Here is a 22263-nt window from a genome sequence, read left to right as displayed (position 1 = left end):
AACGATACGAACGCCGACAAGCTTTTCCCGGACATCGCCGGCGCGTCAGCGCAGGCGATAATCCACAGTGATCGTTCAGGCGTCCGCGGCAACCGGCGCGAGCGCCGCGAACACCGTGTCCGGTGCGTGTGCGATCACCGCCAGCAAGGCACGGGCCGGACCGCGCGGCATGCGCTTGCCCTGCTCCCAATTGCGGATCGTCTCGACGGGAACGCCAAGACGCGCGGCAAATTCCATCTGGGTCAGCTGCGCACGACGGCGCAGATCGCGCACTTCGGCTTCGCCGGGTCGCACCGCGACCGGCTCCGGCACGACAGGCATATCGGGAACCAGCGGCACCTCGTGCCCGTCCCGCAATTCGACGATCCGTCCGTCAGCCTTCAACCGCAAGCGCATGTTCGACCTCATTGCGCGTGATGGTCGTCGATTGCAGTTAAGGAGCCGTGAAGACAAGTGAGCCGGCGATCCCGGTGTTGGCGATCGTCGGCCCCAAGAGATGCGGGATGGCCGGGCACCCTTGTTGCTGAAACCGCGTGAAACATGCTTCGGCGAGCGAGGCCGCTTTGAACCATGAGCCGCCATCCGGGCATCGATAGGCATTCGGCTCGGGTATGTGATGCAGGTCGTGCGGGAGCGGGCATGGCTCGCTCCCATCCGTCGCAAAGCGCGGACGCTGCTCGCAGCCACTTCAATTCGTTGTGGTCTTGCCGCCGCGCATGGACACAAGCTTGTTTTCACGAAATCGGAGAATGAGCCAAGCGGTCTCATCGAAACCGTCTGCGAGCTTTCCCTCGTGCGAATACACGATCTGAGCAGCTTCCGACTTCGACGGCGGTCCCAACGCCGTGATTACCTCCTGACGCGACATACCTAAATGCAGCTTGCCGTCGAAGACGACGGGCGAGAATTTTTCCGGGATAATGCCGCAATCGGTCGAAGCCCCGGCGTCTTTCTCGGTGAGCTCTTCAACGATTTCCGTGACGAGATGATCCGGGCCGCCTATCTCCCCGCCGGACACGACCCACAATCGATGCTGCGCGCGCCGATAACACAGCCAATAGATACTATCTCCAGCGTCGCCTCGGTGTTGGATGGTCCCTTCGCCCAGGGCTTCGCGAACCGCGTCGAGCCGCGTCTCCTCGAAGCGGCCCGCAAATGAGCCTAGCGAAAAGCGGGTCGCCAACCTCGTTACGACTGTCGGCGGCACGCGCTCGAATGCACGTTCGTTGATTGGGGGCGGCGGTGTCTGCGCGGAGCAGTCATCCGAGGGGATCGCAAATAAAAGCAGGAGCAAGAAGAGCGACTTTCGACCATCAACTCCGTATTGGCTTACATTAGAAATTGAGCGCATCTGCAATAGCTTCTCTCGTTTAACAAGGATGGTCGAACCAAATAAAATTGTGACGAAAGAGGAATACTTCAGGTTTTGTTCGAAGGACTGTCACGTCGTTTGCAAAAACAGCGGAAAGCTCTCGCGCTCTGCCGCCACATCGACGATACGCCTATGCGAGAGACAATCGAGAGTGGGACTAAGAGGTCTCAGTGCTCGTTGACCGCAGCGCCAAGCTTGATCAAGCTCAGCGCGCGGTTCGCGGTCTCGCGCAGGCGGCAGTAGTTCGCGTCGCCCCGGTACATGCCGGGCTCGACTTTGTCGAAGACCGCGCAGAAGCGATCACGCGACGCGGCGAAGGTTGTCTGCGAGTCCTTGACCGCCTTGATCTTGTCGGCGAACCCGCCGGCCTCAACCTTCTTTAGCGCCTCATTGGTTTTCTGCGTCCAAATGGCGAGTTCGCGCGCCGCGCAGGCTTTCCATTTGGCGACATCGTCATTCACGCCCTCCGCCTTTTTGATGCAGGGGTCGGCGATGAGCCCGACACACGCGCCGCCGAAACCGCCGGTTTCCTCCGCGGTCTTCAGGCAAGCATTGATCACTGCAACGTCGGCGGGCGCGGTGCCCTGGGCGAAAGCTATCGATGAGAGCGGGAGGCTTGCGGCGAGCAGCGCGGCGGAAAGTTTGAGCTTCATTTGAGATCTCCGTTCGGCGCATCGAAAATATGGAACGCAATACCACTGTGAGCAAATGAAGCCCCGCGAGCCGGTACACCGGCGGGTGTGGCGGAAGGGCCGGACGTCGAGTGGGAAAGCGAAACGAGCGGGTACGCGGCTTTCGCTACGCTCTCTTCAATAAATGCCTTTGAATATGCCTTGACCTGGCTCACGAGATTTTCAGACAATAAGTGACGCATGCAACTTTGGTCATCGAAGGCCCAGCATTGGTTCATCTGAATGTGGAATAGGAGCGCCGACGTGGCGACTCTGAAGATCGCAATTCAAGTTGAATGGACGATATCTGTAGTTGGAGCGGCCACATTTTCAGTGCTCCTTATGGCTGGCAGCAGCACGGATTTGTTGGTGCTCTCGCCCTAGGCTCTGTCGGCTTCGCTTTGAGTGCCGTTCGCCGCAAGCCCGGCCCTGGTGCTGCAATTGTTGCGTTGAGCACGCTGCTACGTTGACGGATAACGACGGCAGGACCGGTTTGGGGCACCCACCGGCTACGCCGCTGGCAACACTATGAGACTTCAAAATTGAACAAGATCGCCACCAAGACTGACGAAGGTGGCATGAAACGCTTTCTGATTTTCCCGGCTCTCTTTCCGCCTCTTGCGTTGGTCGTATTCACGGCGCCTGATGGGTTTAAGAATCTTCTCGATTGGATGGTTGAGTCCTACGCAATCGCGGTTATCCCGGCCTTGCTGCTGGCTTGGGTCGATTGGATGCTTTCTGCAAAGCCACTCCGAGTTATGGGAACGGCGGTGACGGCAGCACTCCCTGCAGTCTTGATCATGCTTTTCATGTGGGGAGGATCAAACGACTTATGGCCAATCTTGATGGTTGGGCTCGTCGGAGGACTACCAGCCGCGGTGTGTTCGTGGCTATCCGATGGCCGAACGTTAAGCATGAACGCGCGAGCGAACAGCTAAAGTTTAATTGGCTCTCCGACCGACTTGCGGTCGGTCGGAGATGAGAGCGAATACAGGTGTGACGCCATCGATCGCCTGCCCCGACCGGCCTAGACGATGCCCTTCGTCCTCAGCGCGGCGATCCGTTCGCCGTCGTAGCCGATGGTGGACAGGATTTCGTCCGTGTTGGAGCCGAGAAGTGGCGGCGCGTGATAGTCGGTGATCGGCGTGCCCGAAAACATCAGCGGATTTCGTACGAGCGAAAGCGCCGGCTCGAAGGGATGGTTTGAGCTCACGCGCATACCGCGGGACTTCACATGAGGGTCCGCGAAAACCTGATCGAAGTCGTTGATCGGGCCGGACGGTACGCCGACCGCCTCCAGACGCTCCAGCCAGTAGGCGACGGGCTGCTTCAGGAAAAGACCGGCGAAGATGGCCATGATCTCCTTCCCATGAACGACACGGTCGTTGTTCTTCAAGAAGCGCGGATCCTTGGCCAAATCCGGCTCTCCGAGCACTTCGCAGGTCCGCTGAAACTGGCCGTCATTGCCATTCACGAGCATCAACTCGCCATCGGTGCAACGGAAGACACCGGCAGGCATGCCGCCATTGCCCCAGGTTCCGCGCCGCGGCGGGACTTTTCCGCTGATGAGATAGGGTTGGAGCCAATGTGAAAGGGAGGCGATCACCGTATCGAACAGACAGGCATCGATTTGCTGTCCCTCGCCGCCGCCGGCATCGCGATGATAGAGCGCCGACATCACGCCGATGGTGGCATTCAAGCCGGTCATATAGTCCACGATCGAGGGACCGACCTTCATGGGGCCCTCGCCCGGCTCGCCATCGAGATGGCCCGTCACGCTCATGAGACCACCCATCGCCTGCAGGATCGCATCATAGCCGGCGCGTGTGGCGTAGGGACCGGTTTGTCCGAAGCCCGTCACCGAGCAGTAAACGATGCGCGGGTTGATGGCTTTGATCGCGTCGTAGTCGAGGCCATAACGCTTGAGGTCGCCGACCTTGTAGTTTTCCAACAACACGTCGGCCGTCTTGACGAGCTCGCGAATGATCTCCTGGCCTTCAGGCTTGGCCACATTGACCGTGACCGATTTCTTGTTGCGATTAGCGCAAAGATAGAAGGAGTTGTCTCGCCTGCTGCCGTCCGGGTCGTTCAGATAGGGAGGGCCGAATGCGCGGGAATCGTCGCCGGTTCCAGGGCGTTCGATCTTGATGACTTCGGCGCCGAAATCGCCAAGCATCTGACCCGCGATCGGGCCGGCAAGCACCCGCGTCATATCGATAACCTTGATGCCCGAGAGCGGCAGAGCCGGCATGTATTCCTCCTGTATGTTGGTTCGTCACGTCGGCCACGGAGAACGTGTGAAGCGAGCGCTTACAGGAAAATCACCCCGAGTGCACCGCTTTGTGAGCATGAGGGCTATCCCATTCAAGAGGGTACAGCTCGTGAAGCAGATAGAGGCTTATCTGGACATCGGGCTTGCGCAGCCCGATGTCACGGCAGTCGCAAAGGGCAATTGAGCATAAGATGAATCAAGACGGCTGAAACGTCGCGAATGATCCCTACTTCAGCCCGAACCACAGCGTCGCGATCCCCAGGAAAGCGAAGAAGCCGACCACGTCGGTCACCGTGGTCACGAATGTACCGGAGGCCACGGCCGGGTCGGCCTTGACGCGTTCGAGCACCATCGGGATCAGGATGCCGCCGAGTGCGCCGGCGATCAGATTGCAGATCATTGCAAGGCCGATGACGATGCCGAGACCGGGCGTCCTGAACCAGGCATAGGCTGCGATGCCGGTGATCACGGCAAAGGCCAGTCCGTTGATCAGGCCGACAAGGCCTTCGCGGATCACGATGCGCATGGCGTTGTTGGGGTTGAGCTGCCGCGTCGCCAATGCGCGCACCGCAACCGTCATGGTCTGGGTCGCCGCATTGCCGCCCTGGCTGGCGACAATGGGCGCCAGCACCGCCAGCGCCACCATCTGCTGCAGCTGGTCCTCGAACAGGCCCAGCACCGACGACGCGATGAAAGCGGTCGCGAGATTGATCAGCAGCCAGGTAAAGCGGCCCTTGGCGATGGTCCAGAAATTGTCCGACAGTTCTTCATCCGACGTGACGCCGCCGAGCGCCTTGAGGTCCTCGTCGGCCTCCTCCTCGATGACGTCGACGACGTCGTCGATGGTGATGACGCCGACCAGCCGGTCATCGGTATCGACCACAGGCGCCGCGACAAGATTGTACTTGCCAAACATCCGCGCCACTTCCTCCTGATCGTCCAACACCGAGACGCGGCGGCGGTCCTCATCGATCAGATCAGCCAGCAGCACCGGACGGCGCGCGCGCAGCAGCGCGTCCAGCGACACTGCGCCCTGCCAGCGCTGATCGGCGCCGACGGAATAGATCTCGTAAAACCGGTCCGGCAGGTCCGGCGTTTCGCGCATATAGTCGATGACCTGACCAACATTCCAGTCCGGCGGGACCGCAATGAATTCGGTCTGCATCCGCCGGCCGGCGGAGTTTTCCGGGTAGGTGAGGCTGCGCTCCAGCGCCACGCGCTCGGACAGCGGCAGCTTCTCGAGGATCTCGTCCTGGACCTCCTCGTCGACGCCTTCGAGCAGTTCGACGGCATCGTCGGAATCGAGTTCGCGGACACCCTCGGCGACAGTTTCCGGCTCCAGTTCCTCGAGCAGTTCCTCGCGGACGGTGTCGTCGACCTCGTTGAGCGCCGAGAAGTCGAAATCCGTGCCGGTCAGCTCGATCAGGGGCGCGCGCTCGTCGGCATCGAGGGCTTCGATCAGGTCGCCGAGATCCGCCTCGTGGAGCTCGCCGACGATCTCCTTGAGGAATGCGGTATCGGCTACCTGAACCGCGTGCGAGATCGCCTCGACAAATTCGGGGCGAATGTCGCCTTCATCGTCGCGCATCGGCATCTTGTCGAGCGCCGACAATTCCTCGGGAGCGACCGATTGGGCGAGATCGACGTCATCGGCCATGCCGCACCTCGCCTGCTTGTTTGGGGGGTGACGGAGCTAGCGCTATCCTGTCGGAAATGCGCTAATCCATCTGTGAACGGAAGCTCGCATCAGGCATTACCCAATGCGCAATGCCTGATGCAATCGGAAAAATGCGGTGCGCCAAATCAGCGGCCGGGAAAGTGTCGTGATCGTGTTGAAGGCCGCCATTCTTGCCTTGATTGCATCGACCGTTGTCGCACATGCCGAAGACTGCCCGCGCAAGGACACGCTCGGTACCGCACGCATTCTCACGGTGGATCCCAAGACCACTCCGCGGGTCGGAACGCAGAGTTTTCCGGACACGCTGCCGCTGGAAGACCGCGAGGTCGTGCTGACCTTCGACGATGGCCCGAATGCGCCGACCACGACGAAAATTCTCACGGCGCTGTCGCGCGAATGTGTTCGCGCGACCTTCTTCCTGATCGGCAACAGCGCGATGGCCAATGCGGCGCTGGTGAAGCGCATGGCAGCCGAGGGCCATACCATCGGCCATCACACCCTCGCCCATGCCGACCTCAAGAAGATCAGCAATGCGGCTGCCGTCGAACAGATCGACCGGGGCATCAGCGCCGACGAAATGGCGCTGAATGGCAAGGCCACCACCGTGCCAACCACGCCGTTCTTTCGCTTCCCCTATTTCGAGTCGACACCGGCCCTGCTGGACATGCTGCAATCCCGCCGGATCGCGGTGTTCGGCGCGGATTTCTGGGCCAGCGACTGGAATCCCATGACACCGCAGCAGCAACTGGAGCTGATTACCGGCAGGCTCAAGGCCGCCGGGCGGGGAATCATCCTGTTTCACGACACCAAGGCGCAGACTGCCGCGATGCTGCCCGATTTCCTGCGCTATCTCCGGGAGAACCGCTACCGGGTCGTGCATATCGTGCCGCCGGCCGCAGGGTCCTCCGCCCGCTCCAGTTCCCAGTAGAACGCGCGATCATCAGGATGCGGAAAATACCGTCGGCGGGCCGACATGATTAACATTGCGTTCACAGCCGCCCCGGTAACTTCACAGCCGACATCAAAGCGAGTGACGGATCGACCAATGAACAAGGCGACGACTGACCGGGCACGACGCCTTCTGTGCCTGAGCCTGCTCACCGGCCTGACCCTGTTCACCGCCGCCGCAGCCTCCGCCACCAGCGCTCTGTCGGCCGAGGCGTGCCCGGGCAATCCCGGCGCGCTCGGCACCTCGCGCACTATCGTGGTCGATCCCCGCGAGCACCCCAAGATCGGCACCATGCAATATGCCGAGACGCTGCCGCTCCAGGACAAGGAGGTCGTGCTGACCTTCGACGACGGTCCGATCCCGAAACACTCGAACGCGATCCTCGATATCCTGGCCTCCGAATGCGTGAAGGCGACGTTCTTCATCATCGGCCGGATGGCGAAGGAACATCCCGAAGGCGTGCGCAAGCTGATCGCGCTCGGCCACACCGTCGGCACCCACAGCCAGAACCATCCGCTCAGCATGAACCGCATGCCGATCGAGAAGGCGCAGCAGGAAATCGAGGACGGCATCGCGAACACCACGGCGGCGCTCGGCGATCCCGCGCTGCTGTCGCCGTTCTTCCGCATTCCCGGCCTGCTGCGCGCCAGTGTCGTCGAGGATTATCTCGCGTCACGCGGGATCCAGACCTGGAGCGCCGATTTCCCGGCCGACGACTGGCGCCATGTGTCGTCGCAGAAGGTCCATGACCTCGCGATTTCGCGCATCGCCGCCAAGGGCAAGGGCATCCTGTTGCTGCACGATATCCAGCCGCGCACCGTGGCCGCGCTGCCCGGCATCCTGCGCGACCTCAAGGCCGGCGGCTATCGCATCGTCCATGTCGAGGCGGCAACGCCGGACAAGCCGAAGACGCCCACCGAGCCGCAGCAGTGGCAGTTGCATCCGGTGTCGGAGACCGTAGCCGTCACGCGCTGGCACAAGGTGCCGACATTCGCGTTCGCCCATGACGAGATGCTGCCCGCACCGGCGATCTCGGCCTCCGACCAGATGCTGTCGCTGAGCAGGAGTTTCGATCGGCGGCAAGGCGCCGTGCCATTGCCGGAACAGGCTCCGTGGCCGCGCGCCGCGACGCTGCATGCGATGACCAGCAGTGCCGCGCTGCCGGTGCCGGCACAGGACCTGTTCGAGCTCGCCGAACGTCACGGCAAGCCGATCAAGGCACTCGTGCAGCTACCACATCACGCACAACAGACGGCGCCTGCCCGCGGCAGCGATTCAGATGCGATTGCGAAACTGATCTCGATCGACGCCAGCGCCGCCAGACGCACCATCCCCGGCGCCATTCCGCCGGGCCTGCATCCGACGGCAGTTGCCGTCCCGCGCTGAGCGCGACGATATGGTTTCACGTTCCGATTACGATGCGCTGATCGGCCAATCGATGTATCCCTTCGCACCGCCACCATAATATGCGTCTCGCGGCGCTTGAGCGAGCGCCGCATCATATTGCAGCCGCGCAACCAGATCGGGATTGGCGATGAAGGGACGGCCGAAGGCGACTGCGTCGACCTTGCCCGCCCTGCGGCGATCGATCGCGAGATCGAGATCGTAGCCGTTGTTACCGATATACGGCCCTTCGAACTGAGCCCGCAACGCATCGAGATCAATGCCCGCCGGAATTTCGCGCGTACCGCCGGTAGCGCCTTCGACGAAGTGAAGATAAGCGAGATTGAAGCGATTGAGCGAGCGGATCAAATGGCCGTAGGTCGCCATCACATCGCTATCCATCGGCGTGTTGCCGGCGTCTGGTGTGGTCGGTGACAGGCGTATCCCGACGCGGCCCGCGCCCCATGCGGGCAGCACGGCCTCCACCACCTCCTGTGTCAGGCGTGTCCGGTTCTCGATCGAGCCGCCATAGCGATCGGTCCGCTTGTTGGTGCTGTCGCGGATAAACTGATCCAGTAGATAGCTGTTGGCCGAATGGACTTCGATCCCGTCGAATCCGGCGCGCTTGGCGTTATCTGCAGCACGAACATAGTCGGCGATCAGGCCGGGGATCTCGTCAGTCTCCAGCGCGCGCGGCATCGACACATCGACCATGCCGTCATTCGTGTAGGTCTGCCCCTCCGCCTTCACCGCGGAAGGCGCGACAGGCGCCTGTCCGTCCGGCTGGAGATCGACATGGCTGAAGCGGCCGACATGCCAGAGCTGCGAGACGATCTTGCTGCCGGCAGCGTGGACGGCATCGGTCACCTTCTTCCAGCCCGCGACCTGTTCGTCGCTCCAGATGCCGGGCGTCAGTGCATAGCCGCGCCCCTGCGGCGAGATGTTCGTCGCCTCGGCGATGATGAGGCCGGCAGTGGCGCGTTGCGCATAATAGGTGGCGTGCAGTTCGGTCGGTACGCCATCGTCACCCGCGCGGCTGCGGGTCAGCGGCGCCATGACGATGCGATTGGCGAGGTGGATGTCGCCCAGATTGACGGGCGAAAAAAGGTCCGTGCAGGTCGAATTGTCGATCATCGGTTTCATTTTCAAAATCTGGTTCAAGCTGTTCGGCGGGTCAGGGCATCAGTCAGCGTATGCGGCCACCGGCCGCGAATGATCTCAAGCTGTTCAGATCAATCGTGGCCGAGCCGGACGTCGAACGTGCAGTTCGGCGGATCAAGCTTCGCGGCGCGCCGGTGATCGGCACGAGGCTCACGGTGGGGTGACAATCGTCAATCGGCAGCGACGCCGCATCGATGATCAGCCCTCGTACTGGTGATAGACCTTCGCGACGATCTTCCAGCCGCCTGCATCCTTCAGCAGTGTATGGAAGTCGGTATAGTCGGCGCCGATCGCGTCCTTCTCCATGTCGACCCGGACGACCGCCGTAGTGGGCGTGATCGCCAGCACGTCGATCCGCGTCTTGATGTCTGGTGCTTTGCCGCTCTTGTCCACGAACTCGTAGAGATTGCGGATCGTGCCGGCCATCGGCGAACCATTGGTGAAGCCGTACATCACGGCATCCTCGTGAAACGCGCCACCGACATCCTTGGCGCTGCCGACGCGAAGACCGTCCACATAACTTTGCGCGACCGCAACAACGGCGTCGAAGTCGGCGGTTGGGACGGTCTTGATATTCCTGGTCATGACTGATCTCCTTTGAAAGCATTGATCTGCCGCGTAAAAATCACGTGACACTTACGGCAGACATATTGTAGTGATCGATACAAAACATATATGTAGCGATCGCTACGGAAAGTCAACCCGGATTCCGAAAAGATGCCTGCTTCCGATCCAGCTCCGAAAATCTCGCCGCACCGTACCAAGGGACGGCCGCGCAGCTTCGATCGCGAAGCCGCGCTGGAACAAGCGTTGAAAGTGTTCTGGGAAAAGGGTTTCGCACCAGCGTCGATCGCTGAGCTTTGTACGGCAATGGGGATCAACCCTCCCAGTCTGTACGCCGCTTTCGGTAACAAGGCCCAGCTCTTCCTGGAAGCTGTCGGCCATTACGAGCGGGTGTTCTGGGACGAGACGTGGGACGCGATGGACGGCGAACCCGACGTACGCCGGGCGATTACCACCTTCTTCGCAGAGGCCACCGCCATTCTAACCAAACCCGAGGCGCCGTGTGGCTGTATCGTGGTGTTGGGCGCAATCAACGTGCCGGCCGAGGCGCGTGACGTGGCCGACGCACTTAAGGCATTGCGGGATGAAGGGCGCCGGCTGTTCCTCGAGCGCCTGCGCCGCGGCGTCGTTGATGGTCAGTTGCCGGCAGACACCAACGTCGAAGCGGTTGCCAACACGCTCAACACGCTGTTGCAGGGCATGTCGATCGAGGCCAGCGACGGTGCTTCACGCGCGCAGCTCGATCAGGTAGCGGACTGCGCTACGGCCCTGCTGGCGAAGCGTTAGGTCGCCGTCACGGAAAAAGATCGCGTTAGTTCGCCACGATCTTGGCGATGCACAGCACCACGATGATGCCGAGGAACAGCAGGTCGATATAGGACTTCATCTCGCCGGCCTGGCGCTGCTCGACCACGTCCTTCACGACAGCCTTGCGCGACGACACGGCAGAAGGGCCTTCACCGGCCAATCCACCAAGCCGGCGTGCTTCGAGTTCGAGCTTCTCGATCGCCTTGAAAAAGACGAAGGAGCGCAGCGCCGAGATCGCCCGCATGCCGGCATAGGCCAGCACCAGCGCCGCCACGATGGCGCGCTGCTGATAGGCGCCGACGAAGTTCAGGCTGAAATAGACCAGCGCCAGAAAGGCAAAGTTGGAGATGAAACGATAGGCATAGCTCAGATATTTCATGTCCGCTCCGGAAGATCGACGCTACCGGCCATGTCTAGCTGCCGGACGGCGGCGTTGCTACTGGCAAGTCGTTACCCGAGCGCTAAAGGATGATGACAACTGCAATGCATCTGGAGATTTATCCGCAACGCGCCAACGGACTTTTGTCAACGACGGCGCGTGACAGTCAGCGCGCTGCGGCATGCTCGGCCCGGCGCGATGATGTCTGCGGCGGCTTCGGTAGCAAGATCACGACGTCATGTTCGGGCACCGTGCCATAAGCGCGACCGTGCGGCAGCGCTTCCCGCACTATACAACCTTGACAGAGGAACCTGCTTCGCCGTAACCAGCCGCTTGCAGGGTATCTCCCAGCCGTAAGCGTTAACGTCACTCAACGTGCTCAGCTCCGGACAGCCCCAATGTGGCTGGCCGCCTCGAAAGCACGTCGACATGAATCAGAACGCTCCTCCAAAATTCCAAACTGCGTCCAAGCCTGCACCGCTCAGCCGCGACGACCGCAAGAGCCTGATCAAGCAGGTGCTGATCGTCTTTTTCGGCTTCCTCTCGGTCGGCCTGCCGCTGCCGCCGATCTCGCTCTACATCCATGACCAGCTCGGCTTCTCGGCCGGCGTGATCGGCTTCGCCATCGGCATCCAGTCGGTGGTGACCGTGCTCACCCGCCACCGCGCCGGCACGCTGAGCGATCATCACGGCGCGCGCTACGCGATCCGGCTCGGCCTGCCGCTCTCAGCGCTGGCCGGCCTGTTCTATCTGCTTGCTGCCACCCTGCCGCTGCCGGCCGAAGGCAAGCTCACGCTGCTGCTGATCGGACGCGTCGCACTCGGCTTCGGCGAAAGCCTGTTCATCACCGGCGCCATGAGCTGGTGCATCGGACGGCTCGGCCCGCACCGCACCGGTCTCGTGATGTCGTGGCAGGGCATTGCCATGTATTCGGCTATTGGATTGGGCGCACCGATCGGGCTCGCGGTCTACGCTTCGATCGGCTTTGCCGGCGTCGGCGTGCTTGCGGCCATCTCGCCACTGATCGCACTGGGGATCGCCTACGCCATCCCTGATGTGCCTGTGTCGGGCAGCACCGAACGCACGCCGTTCTACAAGGTGATCGGACTGATCTGGCGTTCCGGCACGGTCTTGTTTCTGGCCACCATCCCCTTCGCGGGGATCACCGGCTTTCTGGCACTGACCTATGTCGAACGCGGCTGGTCCGGCGCCGGCATCGCGCTTGCCGCCTTCTCGACCGGATTCATCTTCGTGCGCCTGGTCGGCAGCCACCTGCCCGACCAGTTCGGCGGCGCGCGCGTCGCGATGACATCGCTGGCCATCGAGGCGCTGGGCCAGGCGCTGATCTGGCTGTCCACGAGTCCGATGCTCGCACTGCTCGGCGCACTCGTCACCGGCATCGGATTCTCGCTGATCTTCCCGTCGATGGGTGTCGAGGCCACGCGCCGCGTGCCGCTCGAACAGCGCGGCCGCGCGGTGGCGAATTTCATCGCCTTCTTCGATCTCGCGATCGGGCTGACTGCGCCTGCGGTCGGCTATGCGGCGGGGCTGTTCGGGTACGGGACGGCGTTTCTGATCGGCGCCGTCGCGGCGATCTGCGCGCTGGTGCTGGCAGCGAGCGGGTAAGGCCCGTAACTCTCTGGCCACCTCAATAATGATACCGGCACTGAACGATATCGAGCTTGCGCAGCGCAATTGATTGCACCCCATCGATTACTTCTTGCTGGCGGCCATGTAATCCATAGATTACAATCCCCACATGGTGGAAATTCGCGAAGCACCCGAATTCACCAACTGGCTAGCTGCTCTGAAAGACCAGCGCGCCATTCTGCATATCGTTCGCAGGATCAACCGTCTCGCCGCGGGCAACCCCGGGGATACCAAGTCAGTCGGCGGACCAGTGATGGAACTCCGGATCGATCACGGGCCGGGCTATCGCGTCTATTACACCCGGCGCGGCCAAGTGCTCGTCATTCTGCTTTGCGGCGGCGACAAGCGGACGCAGAGCAAAGACATACGAAAGGCCATCGAAGTGGCGGAAGCATTGGAGGACTGAACATGAAAGTCAGTAAACTCAAAAAGTTCGACGCTGCCGAGCATCTTCGGACCCCCGAGTCGCGCGCCGAATACCTCAGCCTGGTTCTCGCCGATGGCGATCCCAACGAAGTCCGCGATGCCCTGAATGTCGTAGCGCGCGCACAGGGCATGGCCGAGGTTGCAAAGGCGGCGGGCGTTACCCGCGAGGGGCTCTACAAAACGCTCGGCGAGACCGGAAATCCGGAATTCGCGACTATCCTCCGCGTGATCGGAGCTATGGGAATGCAGCTGACAGCACACGCAGCGGCTAGCCAAGAGCCCGCGTCTGGCGGCAACGCAACAGTCCGCCCGGCGCCGCGAACTTAACCCGCTTAGCAAGATCCGCCGTCAACCTCTTGGATTTATTGAGGTATGTGGTGCGCTCGGAGGGACTCGAACCCCCACCCTGTTACGGACTGCCACCTCAAGGCAGCGCGTCTACCAATTCCGCCACGAGCGCTAAAGAAATCCGGCGAGGGCAAATCGCCCGGCCGGATCAACCGGCGCCGATGTAACAAACCAATGATGGGGAGACAAGGCCTCTTGGCCTCTCCGGGCCACCTATCTGTGGTCAGGCGACCGGGGCAGCATCTGCTTGACCTCGACCGCAATCCGGTTGCGATCGACCATCACCACGCCTGACGCGACAGGCAGGTTGTTGGCGAGAATTTTGACCTCGTCCTGCTCTGTGGCATCCAGTTCGATGATGGCGCCGCGGCTCAGCCGCATCACCTGGTGAACGGGCATGGACGTGGTGCCGAGAACCACCATGATATCGACGGTAATGTTATCGAGGGTTGGCACGTCGGCCTCAAATTCCCAGATGCAGGATCGCACAGATGCAAGATTGCGGTGCCTGCGAGATCAACATGTTATGGTTAGCCAATGGTTAATGATCGCCAAACCCTCGATTTAACAGTGTTTTCTCGCGGCCTCCCCGGCCGGCCGGTGGAATGGCGGGTGTCCGATACCCCGATTCCCTATCCGGACGCCGTGGCCGAGATGGAAGCCCGGGCGGCGGCCATTGCCGACGGCACCGCGCCGGAACTGGTGTGGCTGCTGGAACACCCCCCGCTCTACACGTCCGGGACATCAGGCAAGGCGGACGACCTGCTGGACGCCCGGTATCCGGTGTTCGAGACCGGCCGCGGCGGCCAGGTGACCTATCACGGCCCCGGCCAGCGGGTGGCCTATGTGCTGCTCGACCTCAAGGCGCGCCGGCCGGATGTGCGGGCCTATGTGGCGGCGCTGGAAGACCTGATCATCCGGACGCTGGACGGCTTCAACGTGAAGGGCGAACGGCGCGAGGACCGGGTCGGCGTCTGGGTCGCCCGGCCCGACAAGGGCGCAGGATATGAAGACAAGATCGCCGCCATCGGCGTGCGGTTGCGGCGCTGGGTCTCGTTCCATGGCATCGCCATCAATGTGGAACCGAATCTGGCGCATTTCGACGCCATCGTGCCCTGCGGCGTGGTCGATCCGCGTTACGGCGTCACCAGCCTGGTCGATCTCGGCTTGCCCGTTAGCATGACCGATGTGGACGTGGCGCTGCGGCAGGCGTTCGGGGAAGTGTTTGGCGAGGCAGAGCAGTTCGCGGCGGAAACGGCGGTCTGAGCGACGCGATCGAAATTACAGCGTCGGCAATTGCGAGAAAACCTCGCCGTTAACGCGTAGGGCAAGCATGTCGGGCGTGGCATCGCTCACCACGACACTATCGACACGCGCGGCCGTTGGACCACGGCGGCACGCCTCGATCATGTCAGTGACAATATCGGCGGGTCCCGCAAACACAGCTTCCACACCGTTATCGCGGCGGTTGCGCACCCAGCCTTCGAGGCCGAGCAACGAGGCTTGTTGGCCGGCCCAGTAGCGATAACCAACGCCCTGCACGCGGCCGAGGATCATCACGTGACGGATCACGCCGGTCATTTATTTCTTGAGTCCCAGGAAATCGATGCCGCGCTGTTTCACGACGGCACCGCGGGTGACGCTGTCCATCAACTCGCTTGAGGCAAGATTCTTCAGCTCCTTCGGCCCCGCACCTTCGCGTACTGCTTTAAGAGTCGCATGGACGGCGGCGGTCGCCGCGGAGATCGGCGCATGGCCCTGAATGGCGATGCGGACGCGCTGGGCGCTGAGGAAATCCCAATCCATGTCGTCGGTGGGGTTGCCGAGCACGATCGGCAGCGTGGTCGCCGCAGCCGCTGCCTGCAATTCGGCGCGCGACTTCAGACCGGTGAACATCACTGCATCGACGCCGGCGGCTTCATAGGATTTGGCACGCGCAATCGCGTCATCCACGGAGGTGATGGACGCAGCGCCAGTACGCCCCACAATCACCAGCGCCGGATCCTGCCGCGCATTCAGTGCAGCCTTGACCTTGCCGAGCCCCTCTTCCGGAGAGATCAGCTGCGCCTTCGCTTCGCCAAAGGCGGCGGGGATCAGCGTGTCCTCGATGGTCAGGCCGGCGGCGCCGGCGGCTTCCAGCTCTTCCACCGTACGGCGGACATTGAGCGCATTGCCATAGCCGTGATCGGCATCGACCAGCACCGGCAGCGAGCCGGCGCGCGACATGCGCCGCATCTGCTCGGTGAGTTCGGACAGCGTGATCAGCGCGATGTCGGGATCGCCGAGAATGGCAAGCGACGCCGCCGAGCCCCCGAACATGCCGACCTCGAAACCGAGGTCTTCGGCGATGCGCACCGATATCGCGTCATAGACCGATCCCGGACGCATGCAGCGATCGCCGGACAGGATTGCCCGCAATCCGTAACGGCGTTGCCGGAAGGTCGTCACGCGAATTCAAGAATGAGCGCATCCACCGCCAGCGTTGCGCCGGCAGCGGCATGGATCTTCTTGACGGTGCCGTCGCGTTCGGCGCGGAGCACGTTCTGCATCTTCATCGCCTCCACCACGGCGAGGGTCTCGCCGGCCTTGACGTCCTGACCTTCGGTCACCGCAATCGAGACGACGAGGCCCGGCATCGGGCACAGCAGCTTCTTGCCGGTGTCGGCCTTGACGCCCACCGGCATCAGGCGCGCAGCGGTAGCCTCCGCCTCGGTGAAGACATTGACCGCGACTTCATAACCCTGATGCGCGATGCGGATGCCCGACGTCTGAGGGCGCACCTGCATGGCGACGTTATGGCCATCGATGGTGCCTTCCCAGACCGGCACGCCCGGCTTCCAGGACGACGAGAGTTTATGCGGCGCACCCGTCTTGCCGTCAGCACCGACGAAGGCCACCGTCACGACATCGCCGTCGCGGGCCACGTCGAGCGCGATCTCCTCGCGCTCCAGCCACACGGCGCGGCGACCCGCACGGGTCACCGGACGGCCGATCAACTGGCCGGAAATCTGCCGCTTGCGTTCGCCGTAGATGGAGTCGACGGCCGCGGCCACCGCGGCGATACGGCGGGCGACTTCGCCCTCCGGCGCCCTGGCGGCGAAGCCCTTGGGGAATTCCTCGGCGATGAAGCCGGTGGAGAGATTGCCCTCGCGCCAGCGCGGATGGCTCATCAGCGCCGACAGGAACGGAATATTGTGTCTGATACCGTCGATATAGAACGCGTCGAGCGCATGAGACTGCGCCTCGATGGCGGCGGCGCGCGACGGGGCGTGGGTGACAAGCTTGGCGATCATCGGATCGTAATAGATCGAGATCTCGCCGCCCTCCTGCACACCGGTGTCGTTGCGCACGGTGATGTTGTCGGACTTGCTCTCGGCCGGCGGACGATACTTCACGAGACGACCGATGGACGGCAGAAAGTTGCGGAACGGGTCTTCCGCATAGACGCGGGACTCCACAGCCCAGCCGGTCAGGGTGACGTCCTTCTGCGCAAGCTGCAGCTTCTCGCCGGCAGCGACACGGATCATCTGCTCGACGAGATCGACGCCGGTGACGAGCTCAGTCACGGGATGTTCGACCTGCAGACGGGTGTTCATTTCGAGGAAGTAGAAGCTCTTGTCCTGACCGGCGACGAATTCCACGGTGCCGGCGGAGTCGTAATTCACGGCCTTGGCCAGCGCGACGGCCTGCTCGCCCATCTTGCGGCGGGTGGTCTCGTCGAGCAGCGGCGACGGCGCCTCCTCGATGACCTTCTGGTTGCGGCGCTGGATCGAGCATTCGCGCTCGCCGAGATAGATCACGTTGCCGTGCTTGTCGCCGAGCACCTGGATTTCGATGTGGCGGGGATCGACGATGAACTTCTCGATGAAGACACGGTCGTCGCCGAACGACGACTTCGCCTCGGCCTTGGCGAGGTTGAAACCCTCGACCACTTCCGAAGTCGAATGCGCGATACGCATGCCCTTGCCGCCGCCGCCAGCGGACGCCTTGATCATCACGGGATAGCCGATCTCATCGGCGATCTTCACGGCATGCTTGTCGTCTGTGATGACACCGAGATAGCCCGGCACCGTGGAGACGTTGGCCTTGGCTGCCGCCTTCTTGGATTCGATCTTGTCGCCCATGGCGGCGATGGCGCCGGGATTGGGGCCGATGAAGACGATACCAGCAGCTTCCAGCGCGCGCGGGAAGGCCTCGCGCTCGGACAGGAAGCCGTAGCCGGGATGCACCGCTTCGGCGCCGGTCTTCTTGCAGGCCTCGACGATTTTCTCGATCAGGAGATAGCTCTCGGCCGCGGCCGGAGGTCCGATGAACACGGCCTCGTCGGCCATCTCGACATGCAGCGCATCGCGATCGGCTTCGGAATAGACGGCTACGGTCTTGATACCCATTTTGCGGGCGGACTTGATGACCCGGCAGGCGATCTCGCCGCGATTGGCGATCAGAATTTTTTTGAACATGAGCTGTCTTACTTGCAACCTTGAGGCGGGATCGGAAAGATGGGGTCGACGGTACAATGTGGCATGGAGCCGCAGTCGTAACAATTCTGTCGCGGACAAAAACTAGAGAAGACGTCTGGACCGGATCGGTCGAGTTCTTTCGAAGCGAGGTTTTTCATGCGCTGCGCCACCATCCTCTCCCTCAGTCTTACTCTTATATCCGCAACAACGGCTTTCGCCCAAAACAGCCCTCCCCGCAACCTCATTTTGTTCGTACCTGATGGGCTTCGGGCGCTGAAAGTGACGCCGGAAACGGCGCCTGCGATGTCCGCAGTGCGGGATAAAGGCGTCAATTTCCGGAACTCGCATTCGCTGTTTCCGACCTTCACCATGGCCAATGCATCGGGCATGGCGTCCGGCCATTATCTCGGCGATACCGGCGTGTTCTCGAACTCGATCTATACCGGCCACCCGACCCCGGTGCAGAACAACAGCCCGATCCCCTTCATCGAACACGACCAGGTGCTGGGCGACCTCGACGAGCAATTCAACGGCGACTACCTCAATGAAGAGACGTTGCTGAAGGCCGCGCGCAAGGCCGGCTATTCTACCGCCGCGATCGGCAAGGTCGGCCCGACGCTGATGTTCGATCACACCGAACGCACCGGCAAGGAGACGATCACCATCGACGACCAGACCGGCGGCATCGACAAAGCTGGAAAGTTGCTCGGCATCCCTCTGTCGGATGAGATGAAGGACGCTCTCGCGAAGGCTGGCCTCGCGGTGGAAACACCGGGTCGCGGCGACAATGGCAAGGCGGGCGACGCCAAGACGCCTGGCACCACGGAAGCCAATATCAAGCAGCAGGCCTATATGGCCGATGTCGCGAGCAAAGTGGTGCTGCCGATGTTCAAGGCACGCAACAAGCCGTTCGTGCTGATCTTCTGGTCGCGCGATCCCGACGGCACCCAACACAATCAGGGCGACAGCCTCAACAAGGTGACGCCCGGCATCAACGGCCCCTCGTCGCTCGCCTCGATCAAGAATGCCGACGACAATCTCGCGCAGCTGCGCAAGGCGCTCGACGATCTCGGCCTCGCCGCCAATACCAACATCATGATCTCGGCGGATCACGGCTTCTCGACGATCTCCAAGGAGAGCAAGACCTCGGCGACCATCAAGGGCACCTATGCGGATACGCCGGAAGGCTTCCTGCCGCTGGGCTTCCTGGCCATCGATCTCGCCAAGTCGCTCGACCTGCCGCTGTTCGATCCCAACGACAAATTCGCCGCCGTTGCCGACAATGCGTATCCGAAGGCCGGCAACGCCTTTATCGGCAAGGATAAAGACAAGCCCGAGCTGATCATCGCCACCAATGGCGGATCCGACCTGATCTATCTGCCGACCAGCGACAAGGACCTCGCCGGACGCACGGTGAAGGCGCTGCTGAAGCAGGATTACATCAGCGGCATCTTCGTTGAGGACTCGCTGGGCTCCTTCCCCGGCGCGCTGCCACTGTCGTCGATCAACCTGTCGGGCAAGGCCGTGACGCCGCATCCGGCGATCGTCGTCTCGTTCCGCTCCTACGCGGAGGGCTGCGAAGAGCCGGCGGCGTGCCAGGTCGAGATCGCCGACACCGTGCTGCGTCAGGGCCAAGGCATGCATGGTTCGTTCGGACGTGGCGATACCCACAACTTCATGGCGGCGATCGGACCGGACTTCAAAGCCGGCTTCGTCGATCCGCTTCCGGTCAGCAATGCCGATACCGGCATGACCGCCGCGCATCTGCTCGGCCTCAAGCGCGACGCCAAAGGCAGCCTGATCGGCCGCGTGATGACGGAAGCGACGGTGACTGGCGAGACGCCGACGGCAACGACCGACGTGATGCGTTCGGCGCCCGACGATCAGGGTCTGGTTACGGTGCTGCAATTGCAGAAGGTCGGCGAGCACAAGTATTTCGATGTCGCCGGTTTCCCGGGCCGGACTGTCGGCCTCGACGCGAAGTAAGAGACAGCCCAAACAAAAAACGGCGGAGCCATGCTCCGCCGTTTTCCTATTCTGATGATCTGCGACCGGCTTACATGCCGATGTCGAACACGTTCGGCAGTTGCAGCGTCGCGGCGCCGACCACGGTCGTGACCAGCGTCATGACGGCGGCATTGCTGACGCGCTTGGCGCGCATTTGCGACGCGATCCATTCGAGCACTTCGATATTCACGCCAACGGCCTTGGTCGGCGCCCAGGTCTCGATGGCCACATCGGGCGACAGCGCCACCGCACGCGGCGGCACCGGCAGGCCCGACGCGGACGCCGCGTGATGCACGACAGCCTTGGCGAACAGGTCGTCGAAACGACCGTCATCGCTGCGCTCGGCTGCAGCTTCGTTGATCGCGAACAGTGCCTCGGCCTCATCGCGGCTGACCGGCTGGCTGGCCAGTGCAGACGCACCCAGGATGCGCTCGCACCAGGCGGCGTCATCGGCATCGAGTGCACGGGAGAAATGGATACGGCCACGGGTGGTCGGGCCTTCGCCGGTGATAACGCCGTCGCGCACGATGGCGAGGGCGTGCGCCGCAGCGCGATGATCGTTGATGGAGGACGTTTCGATGGCGCCGAATACGTCGGCAGCGGCAGCGGATGACATTTCAAGCTCTTCTGTTTGCAGCATATTTCTCAACATAGCCCAGCAATTCCATGGGCGACTTAACGCTCGGTTAAGAGATGGACAGGAGTTCTTCTTATCCCTAACCGTTGCAGTTCAGTCGCGCCGAGACGCTGCTGGGTTCGATCAGATGTGGCGATGCGGTCAGGCGGGATTGCGCCGCGCGGGAGGCAACATCACGGCATCCGATAACATCATGTTGCGTGGGTATTTTGCCGCAGCCGCCTTGCGTGAAACTGAATGCCAGTGCGCGCCGAATTTGAAGAAAGTTCTTGTCCTTTTTGCCGGACAGTTCCATTTACCAGCGTGCGCCTTTATAATGGCCCACGAAATTCATCTGTAATCAGAATGACATGAGGTCCATCATGACGCTCCAGATCAACGCCGTCGCCCCCGATTTCGAGGCCGAAACCACGGCTGGCCGCATCAAGTTCCACGACTGGATCGGCGATAGCTGGGCTCTTTTGTTCTCGCATCCGAAGGACTTCACCCCGGTCTGCACCACCGAGCTCGGCGCGCTCGCCAAGCTGCAGCCGGAATTCGACAAGCGCGGCGTCAAGCTGATCGGCCTCAGCGTCGACCCCGTGCACAAGCACGCGCTGTGGGTCGACGACATTAACGAAACCCAGGGCGCCCGCCCGACCTTCCCGATGATCGGCGACACCGACCTCAAGGTCTCGAAGCTCTACAACATGCTTCCGGCCGACGTGGCGGGCGATGCCGACAGCCGTACCGCCGCGGATAATGCCACCGTGCGCAACGTCTTCATCATCGGGCCGGACAAGAAGATCAAACTGGTGCTGGTCTATCCGATGACCACCGGCCGCAACTTCCAGGAAATCCTGCGCGTGATCGATTCACTGCAGATGACCGCCAAGCATCGCGTTGCAACGCCGGCCGACTGGAAGCATGGCGAAGACGTCATCATCGCCGGCTCCGTCACCAACGACGAGGCCAAGACGATCTATCCGAATGGCTGGAAAGAACCGAAGCCCTATATCCGCATCGTGCCGCAGCCGAAGTAACGCTGCGACTGATTTGCAAGAACGAAAGAGGCGCCGCGAGAGATCGCGGCGTTTTTTTTTGCGCGTCGTACCGATACGCCGACGCGTAGGATGGGTAGAGCGCAGCGAAACCCATCATGCTGAGCACGGCGGGTGATGGGTTTCGCTCCGGCGCGGTGCGCTTTCGCTCTACCCATCCTACACTCAGCGCCAGCCGCGCGGCGTCAGCCAGTTGGCAATCACGAGACCCAGCGTCGATGCCGTCGCTGTGACGAAGGTACCCCAGGCGATATCGACAACCACCACCGGCCAGGTCCAGTGCTTGAGCAGCGACAGCGAGGTCAGCTCGAAGGTCGCGTAGCAGAAGAAGCCGAACAGCGCGCTATAGAGCAAGGTCGAGCGCCAGCAGATCCAGCGGCAGCATGGCGGCGAACGTCGTCGCGTAGCGAATCGCTTCAAACCGCTTCCAGTACCAATTCGGTAATAAATATCCTGATA

General features: G+C 62.0%; 24 protein-coding genes, 1 tRNA gene and 1 pseudogene. 10 read left to right on the top strand and 16 right to left on the bottom strand.

All coding sequences use genetic code 11. From position 1 onward, the window contains the following. Positions 1–75 precede the first annotated feature (75 nt). From AC1DUY_RS28800 to AC1DUY_RS28790, 3 genes are all read right to left on the bottom strand, one after another. A complete protein-coding gene (locus AC1DUY_RS28800) occupies positions 76–408 on the bottom strand; it encodes a helix-turn-helix domain-containing protein (RefSeq protein ID WP_089267244.1) in 333 nt (110 codons plus the stop codon). Positions 409–688: 280 nt separating this feature from the next. Continuing rightward, positions 689–1351 carry a hypothetical protein gene (locus tag AC1DUY_RS28795; RefSeq protein WP_478118756.1) on the bottom strand — a complete coding sequence of 221 codons (663 nt, stop codon included), beginning with the start codon at positions 1349–1351 and terminating at the stop codon, positions 689–691. A 188-nt stretch (positions 1352–1539) separates the two neighbouring features. After that, entirely contained in the window at positions 1540–2025 is a 486-nt protein-coding gene (locus AC1DUY_RS28790) for a lysozyme inhibitor LprI family protein (RefSeq protein WP_478118754.1), read from the bottom strand. A gap of 560 nt (positions 2026–2585) precedes the next feature. On the opposite strand from AC1DUY_RS28790, the gene AC1DUY_RS28785 reads away from it, so the two are divergent. After that, on the top strand, positions 2586–2981 hold the full coding sequence (locus AC1DUY_RS28785) for a hypothetical protein (RefSeq protein ID WP_089267240.1): 396 nt from the start codon (positions 2586–2588) through the stop codon (positions 2979–2981). Between the two features lie 89 nt (positions 2982–3070). On the opposite strand, the gene AC1DUY_RS28780 is transcribed toward AC1DUY_RS28785, so the two are convergent. Both AC1DUY_RS28780 and mgtE read right to left on the bottom strand, forming a co-directional pair. Then, positions 3071–4294, bottom strand: coding sequence for a CaiB/BaiF CoA transferase family protein (locus AC1DUY_RS28780; RefSeq protein ID WP_478118752.1), 1224 nt, complete (start codon positions 4292–4294; stop codon positions 3071–3073). 247 nt (positions 4295–4541) lie between these two features. Continuing rightward, positions 4542–5972 (bottom strand): magnesium transporter, encoded by a 1431-nt coding sequence (gene mgtE / locus AC1DUY_RS28775; RefSeq protein ID WP_478118750.1) that lies wholly within the window; start codon positions 5970–5972, stop codon positions 4542–4544. Positions 5973–6138: 166 nt separating this feature from the next. Between mgtE and AC1DUY_RS28770 the strand changes: the two genes are divergently transcribed. Next, a complete protein-coding gene (locus tag AC1DUY_RS28770; protein WP_478118748.1) occupies positions 6139–6921 on the top strand; it encodes a polysaccharide deacetylase family protein in 783 nt (260 codons plus the stop codon). 117 nt (positions 6922–7038) lie between these two features. Beyond that, positions 7039–8328, top strand: coding sequence for a polysaccharide deacetylase family protein (locus AC1DUY_RS28765; RefSeq protein WP_478118746.1), 1290 nt, complete (start codon positions 7039–7041; stop codon positions 8326–8328). A 27-nt stretch (positions 8329–8355) separates the two neighbouring features. On the opposite strand, the gene AC1DUY_RS28760 is transcribed toward AC1DUY_RS28765, so the two are convergent. Then, positions 8356–9468, bottom strand: coding sequence for an alkene reductase (locus tag AC1DUY_RS28760; protein ID WP_478118744.1), 1113 nt, complete (start codon positions 9466–9468; stop codon positions 8356–8358). Between the two features lie 216 nt (positions 9469–9684). Next, positions 9685–10071, bottom strand: coding sequence for a nuclear transport factor 2 family protein (locus AC1DUY_RS28755; protein WP_175367321.1), 387 nt, complete (start codon positions 10069–10071; stop codon positions 9685–9687). A gap of 132 nt (positions 10072–10203) precedes the next feature. Here AC1DUY_RS28755 and AC1DUY_RS28750 point away from each other — a divergent pair, with 132 nt between their 5' ends. Beyond that, on the top strand, positions 10204–10836 hold the full coding sequence (locus AC1DUY_RS28750; protein ID WP_175367322.1) for a TetR/AcrR family transcriptional regulator: 633 nt from the start codon (positions 10204–10206) through the stop codon (positions 10834–10836). Between the two features lie 25 nt (positions 10837–10861). Here AC1DUY_RS28750 and AC1DUY_RS28745 read toward each other — a convergent pair whose 3' ends face one another. Further along, positions 10862–11236 (bottom strand): hypothetical protein, encoded by a 375-nt coding sequence (locus AC1DUY_RS28745; RefSeq protein ID WP_175367323.1) that lies wholly within the window; start codon positions 11234–11236, stop codon positions 10862–10864. A 429-nt stretch (positions 11237–11665) separates the two neighbouring features. Here AC1DUY_RS28745 and AC1DUY_RS28740 point away from each other — a divergent pair, with 429 nt between their 5' ends. The 3 genes from AC1DUY_RS28740 (at position 11666) to AC1DUY_RS28730 (ending at position 13639) form a co-directional block, all read left to right on the top strand. Next, on the top strand, positions 11666–12862 hold the full coding sequence (locus AC1DUY_RS28740) for an MFS transporter (protein ID WP_478118741.1): 1197 nt from the start codon (positions 11666–11668) through the stop codon (positions 12860–12862). 133 nt (positions 12863–12995) lie between these two features. Next, positions 12996–13292 (top strand): type II toxin-antitoxin system RelE/ParE family toxin, encoded by a 297-nt coding sequence (locus tag AC1DUY_RS28735; RefSeq protein WP_478118739.1) that lies wholly within the window; start codon positions 12996–12998, stop codon positions 13290–13292. Between the two features lie 2 nt (positions 13293–13294). Further along, positions 13295–13639: an addiction module antidote protein gene (locus tag AC1DUY_RS28730; RefSeq protein ID WP_089267228.1), complete on the top strand. Its 345-nt coding sequence runs from the start codon at positions 13295–13297 to the stop codon at positions 13637–13639. A 48-nt stretch (positions 13640–13687) separates the two neighbouring features. Here the strand turns inward: AC1DUY_RS28730 and AC1DUY_RS28725 are convergent. Then, positions 13688–13772, bottom strand: a tRNA-Leu gene (locus AC1DUY_RS28725). Between the two features lie 101 nt (positions 13773–13873). Continuing rightward, on the bottom strand, positions 13874–14116 hold the full coding sequence (locus AC1DUY_RS28720) for a FliM/FliN family flagellar motor switch protein (RefSeq protein WP_439093455.1): 243 nt from the start codon (positions 14114–14116) through the stop codon (positions 13874–13876). An 81-nt stretch (positions 14117–14197) separates the two neighbouring features. Here AC1DUY_RS28720 and lipB point away from each other — a divergent pair, with 81 nt between their 5' ends. Next, positions 14198–14926, top strand: coding sequence for a lipoyl(octanoyl) transferase LipB (gene lipB / locus AC1DUY_RS28715; RefSeq protein ID WP_478118737.1), 729 nt, complete (start codon positions 14198–14200; stop codon positions 14924–14926). A gap of 15 nt (positions 14927–14941) precedes the next feature. On the opposite strand, the gene AC1DUY_RS28710 is transcribed toward lipB, so the two are convergent. Genes AC1DUY_RS28710 through AC1DUY_RS28700 form a run of 3 tightly spaced genes read right to left on the bottom strand, consistent with a single transcriptional unit; the run spans position 14942 to position 18120 of the window. Next, positions 14942–15241, bottom strand: a complete 300-nt coding sequence (locus tag AC1DUY_RS28710) for an acylphosphatase (protein ID WP_478118735.1) — start codon at positions 15239–15241, stop codon at positions 14942–14944. Further along, complete coding sequence (locus AC1DUY_RS28705; RefSeq protein WP_478118770.1) at positions 15242–16048, bottom strand: isocitrate lyase/PEP mutase family protein; 807 nt, start codon at positions 16046–16048, stop codon at positions 15242–15244. A gap of 56 nt (positions 16049–16104) precedes the next feature. Continuing rightward, a complete protein-coding gene (locus AC1DUY_RS28700) occupies positions 16105–18120 on the bottom strand; it encodes an acetyl-CoA carboxylase biotin carboxylase subunit (protein ID WP_439058141.1) in 2016 nt (671 codons plus the stop codon). A gap of 156 nt (positions 18121–18276) precedes the next feature. On the opposite strand from AC1DUY_RS28700, the gene AC1DUY_RS28695 reads away from it, so the two are divergent. After that, the gene (locus tag AC1DUY_RS28695; RefSeq protein ID WP_478118732.1) at positions 18277–20106 is read left to right on the top strand and encodes an alkaline phosphatase family protein; all 1830 of its coding nucleotides are present in this window, start codon (positions 18277–18279) and stop codon (positions 20104–20106) included. A 70-nt stretch (positions 20107–20176) separates the two neighbouring features. Here the strand turns inward: AC1DUY_RS28695 and AC1DUY_RS28690 are convergent, their stop codons facing one another. Beyond that, positions 20177–20743, bottom strand: coding sequence for a hypothetical protein (locus tag AC1DUY_RS28690; protein ID WP_439071326.1), 567 nt, complete (start codon positions 20741–20743; stop codon positions 20177–20179). Positions 20744–20843: 100 nt separating this feature from the next. Beyond that, the gene (locus tag AC1DUY_RS28685) at positions 20844–21059 is read right to left on the bottom strand and encodes a hypothetical protein (protein ID WP_089267221.1); all 216 of its coding nucleotides are present in this window, start codon (positions 21057–21059) and stop codon (positions 20844–20846) included. A gap of 67 nt (positions 21060–21126) precedes the next feature. On the opposite strand from AC1DUY_RS28685, the gene AC1DUY_RS28680 reads away from it, so the two are divergent. Continuing rightward, positions 21127–21786: a peroxiredoxin gene (locus AC1DUY_RS28680; RefSeq protein WP_089267220.1), complete on the top strand. Its 660-nt coding sequence runs from the start codon at positions 21127–21129 to the stop codon at positions 21784–21786. A 183-nt stretch (positions 21787–21969) separates the two neighbouring features. Here the strand turns inward: AC1DUY_RS28680 and AC1DUY_RS28675 are convergent. Then, positions 21970–22170, bottom strand: a pseudogene (locus tag AC1DUY_RS28675) (DUF2177 family protein); the annotation flags it as partial. Positions 22171–22263 lie beyond the last annotated feature (93 nt).

The sequence above is a fragment of the Tardiphaga sp. P4_G1 genome, from assembly GCF_056401215.1.
The sequence above is the reverse complement of the archived record's forward strand: the minus strand, read 5'-3'. Positions and strand labels throughout refer to the sequence as shown.

What these genes read in the sequence shown, in the direction of transcription:
- AC1DUY_RS28800 (WP_089267244.1), bottom strand. Translation starts at nt 408, where the DNA reads ATGAGGTCGAACATGCGCTTGCGGTTGAAGGCTGACGGACGGATCGTC.
- AC1DUY_RS28795 (WP_478118756.1), bottom strand. Translation starts at nt 1,351, where the DNA reads ATGCGCTCAATTTCTAATGTAAGCCAATACGGAGTTGATGGTCGAAAG.
- AC1DUY_RS28790 (WP_478118754.1), bottom strand. Translation starts at nt 2,025, where the DNA reads ATGAAGCTCAAACTTTCCGCCGCGCTGCTCGCCGCAAGCCTCCCGCTC.
- AC1DUY_RS28780 (WP_478118752.1), bottom strand. Translation starts at nt 4,294, where the DNA reads ATGCCGGCTCTGCCGCTCTCGGGCATCAAGGTTATCGATATGACGCGG.
- mgtE (WP_478118750.1), bottom strand. Translation starts at nt 5,972, where the DNA reads ATGGCCGATGACGTCGATCTCGCCCAATCGGTCGCTCCCGAGGAATTG.
- AC1DUY_RS28765 (WP_478118746.1), top strand. Translation starts at nt 7,039, where the DNA reads ATGAACAAGGCGACGACTGACCGGGCACGACGCCTTCTGTGCCTGAGC.
- AC1DUY_RS28760 (WP_478118744.1), bottom strand. Translation starts at nt 9,468, where the DNA reads ATGAAACCGATGATCGACAATTCGACCTGCACGGACCTTTTTTCGCCC.
- AC1DUY_RS28755 (WP_175367321.1), bottom strand. Translation starts at nt 10,071, where the DNA reads ATGACCAGGAATATCAAGACCGTCCCAACCGCCGACTTCGACGCCGTT.
- AC1DUY_RS28750 (WP_175367322.1), top strand. Translation starts at nt 10,204, where the DNA reads ATGCCTGCTTCCGATCCAGCTCCGAAAATCTCGCCGCACCGTACCAAG.
- AC1DUY_RS28745 (WP_175367323.1), bottom strand. Translation starts at nt 11,236, where the DNA reads ATGAAATATCTGAGCTATGCCTATCGTTTCATCTCCAACTTTGCCTTT.
- AC1DUY_RS28740 (WP_478118741.1), top strand. Translation starts at nt 11,666, where the DNA reads ATGAATCAGAACGCTCCTCCAAAATTCCAAACTGCGTCCAAGCCTGCA.
- AC1DUY_RS28735 (WP_478118739.1), top strand. Translation starts at nt 12,996, where the DNA reads ATGGTGGAAATTCGCGAAGCACCCGAATTCACCAACTGGCTAGCTGCT.
- AC1DUY_RS28730 (WP_089267228.1), top strand. Translation starts at nt 13,295, where the DNA reads ATGAAAGTCAGTAAACTCAAAAAGTTCGACGCTGCCGAGCATCTTCGG.
- lipB (WP_478118737.1), top strand. Translation starts at nt 14,198, where the DNA reads ATGGTTAATGATCGCCAAACCCTCGATTTAACAGTGTTTTCTCGCGGC.
- AC1DUY_RS28710 (WP_478118735.1), bottom strand. Translation starts at nt 15,241, where the DNA reads ATGACCGGCGTGATCCGTCACGTGATGATCCTCGGCCGCGTGCAGGGC.
- AC1DUY_RS28705 (WP_478118770.1), bottom strand. Translation starts at nt 16,048, where the DNA reads ATGCGTCCGGGATCGGTCTATGACGCGATATCGGTGCGCATCGCCGAA.
- AC1DUY_RS28700 (WP_439058141.1), bottom strand. Translation starts at nt 18,120, where the DNA reads ATGTTCAAAAAAATTCTGATCGCCAATCGCGGCGAGATCGCCTGCCGG.
- AC1DUY_RS28695 (WP_478118732.1), top strand. Translation starts at nt 18,277, where the DNA reads ATGCGCTGCGCCACCATCCTCTCCCTCAGTCTTACTCTTATATCCGCA.
- AC1DUY_RS28690 (WP_439071326.1), bottom strand. Translation starts at nt 20,743, where the DNA reads ATGTCATCCGCTGCCGCTGCCGACGTATTCGGCGCCATCGAAACGTCC.
- AC1DUY_RS28685 (WP_089267221.1), bottom strand. Translation starts at nt 21,059, where the DNA reads ATGGAACTGTCCGGCAAAAAGGACAAGAACTTTCTTCAAATTCGGCGC.
- AC1DUY_RS28680 (WP_089267220.1), top strand. Translation starts at nt 21,127, where the DNA reads ATGACGCTCCAGATCAACGCCGTCGCCCCCGATTTCGAGGCCGAAACC.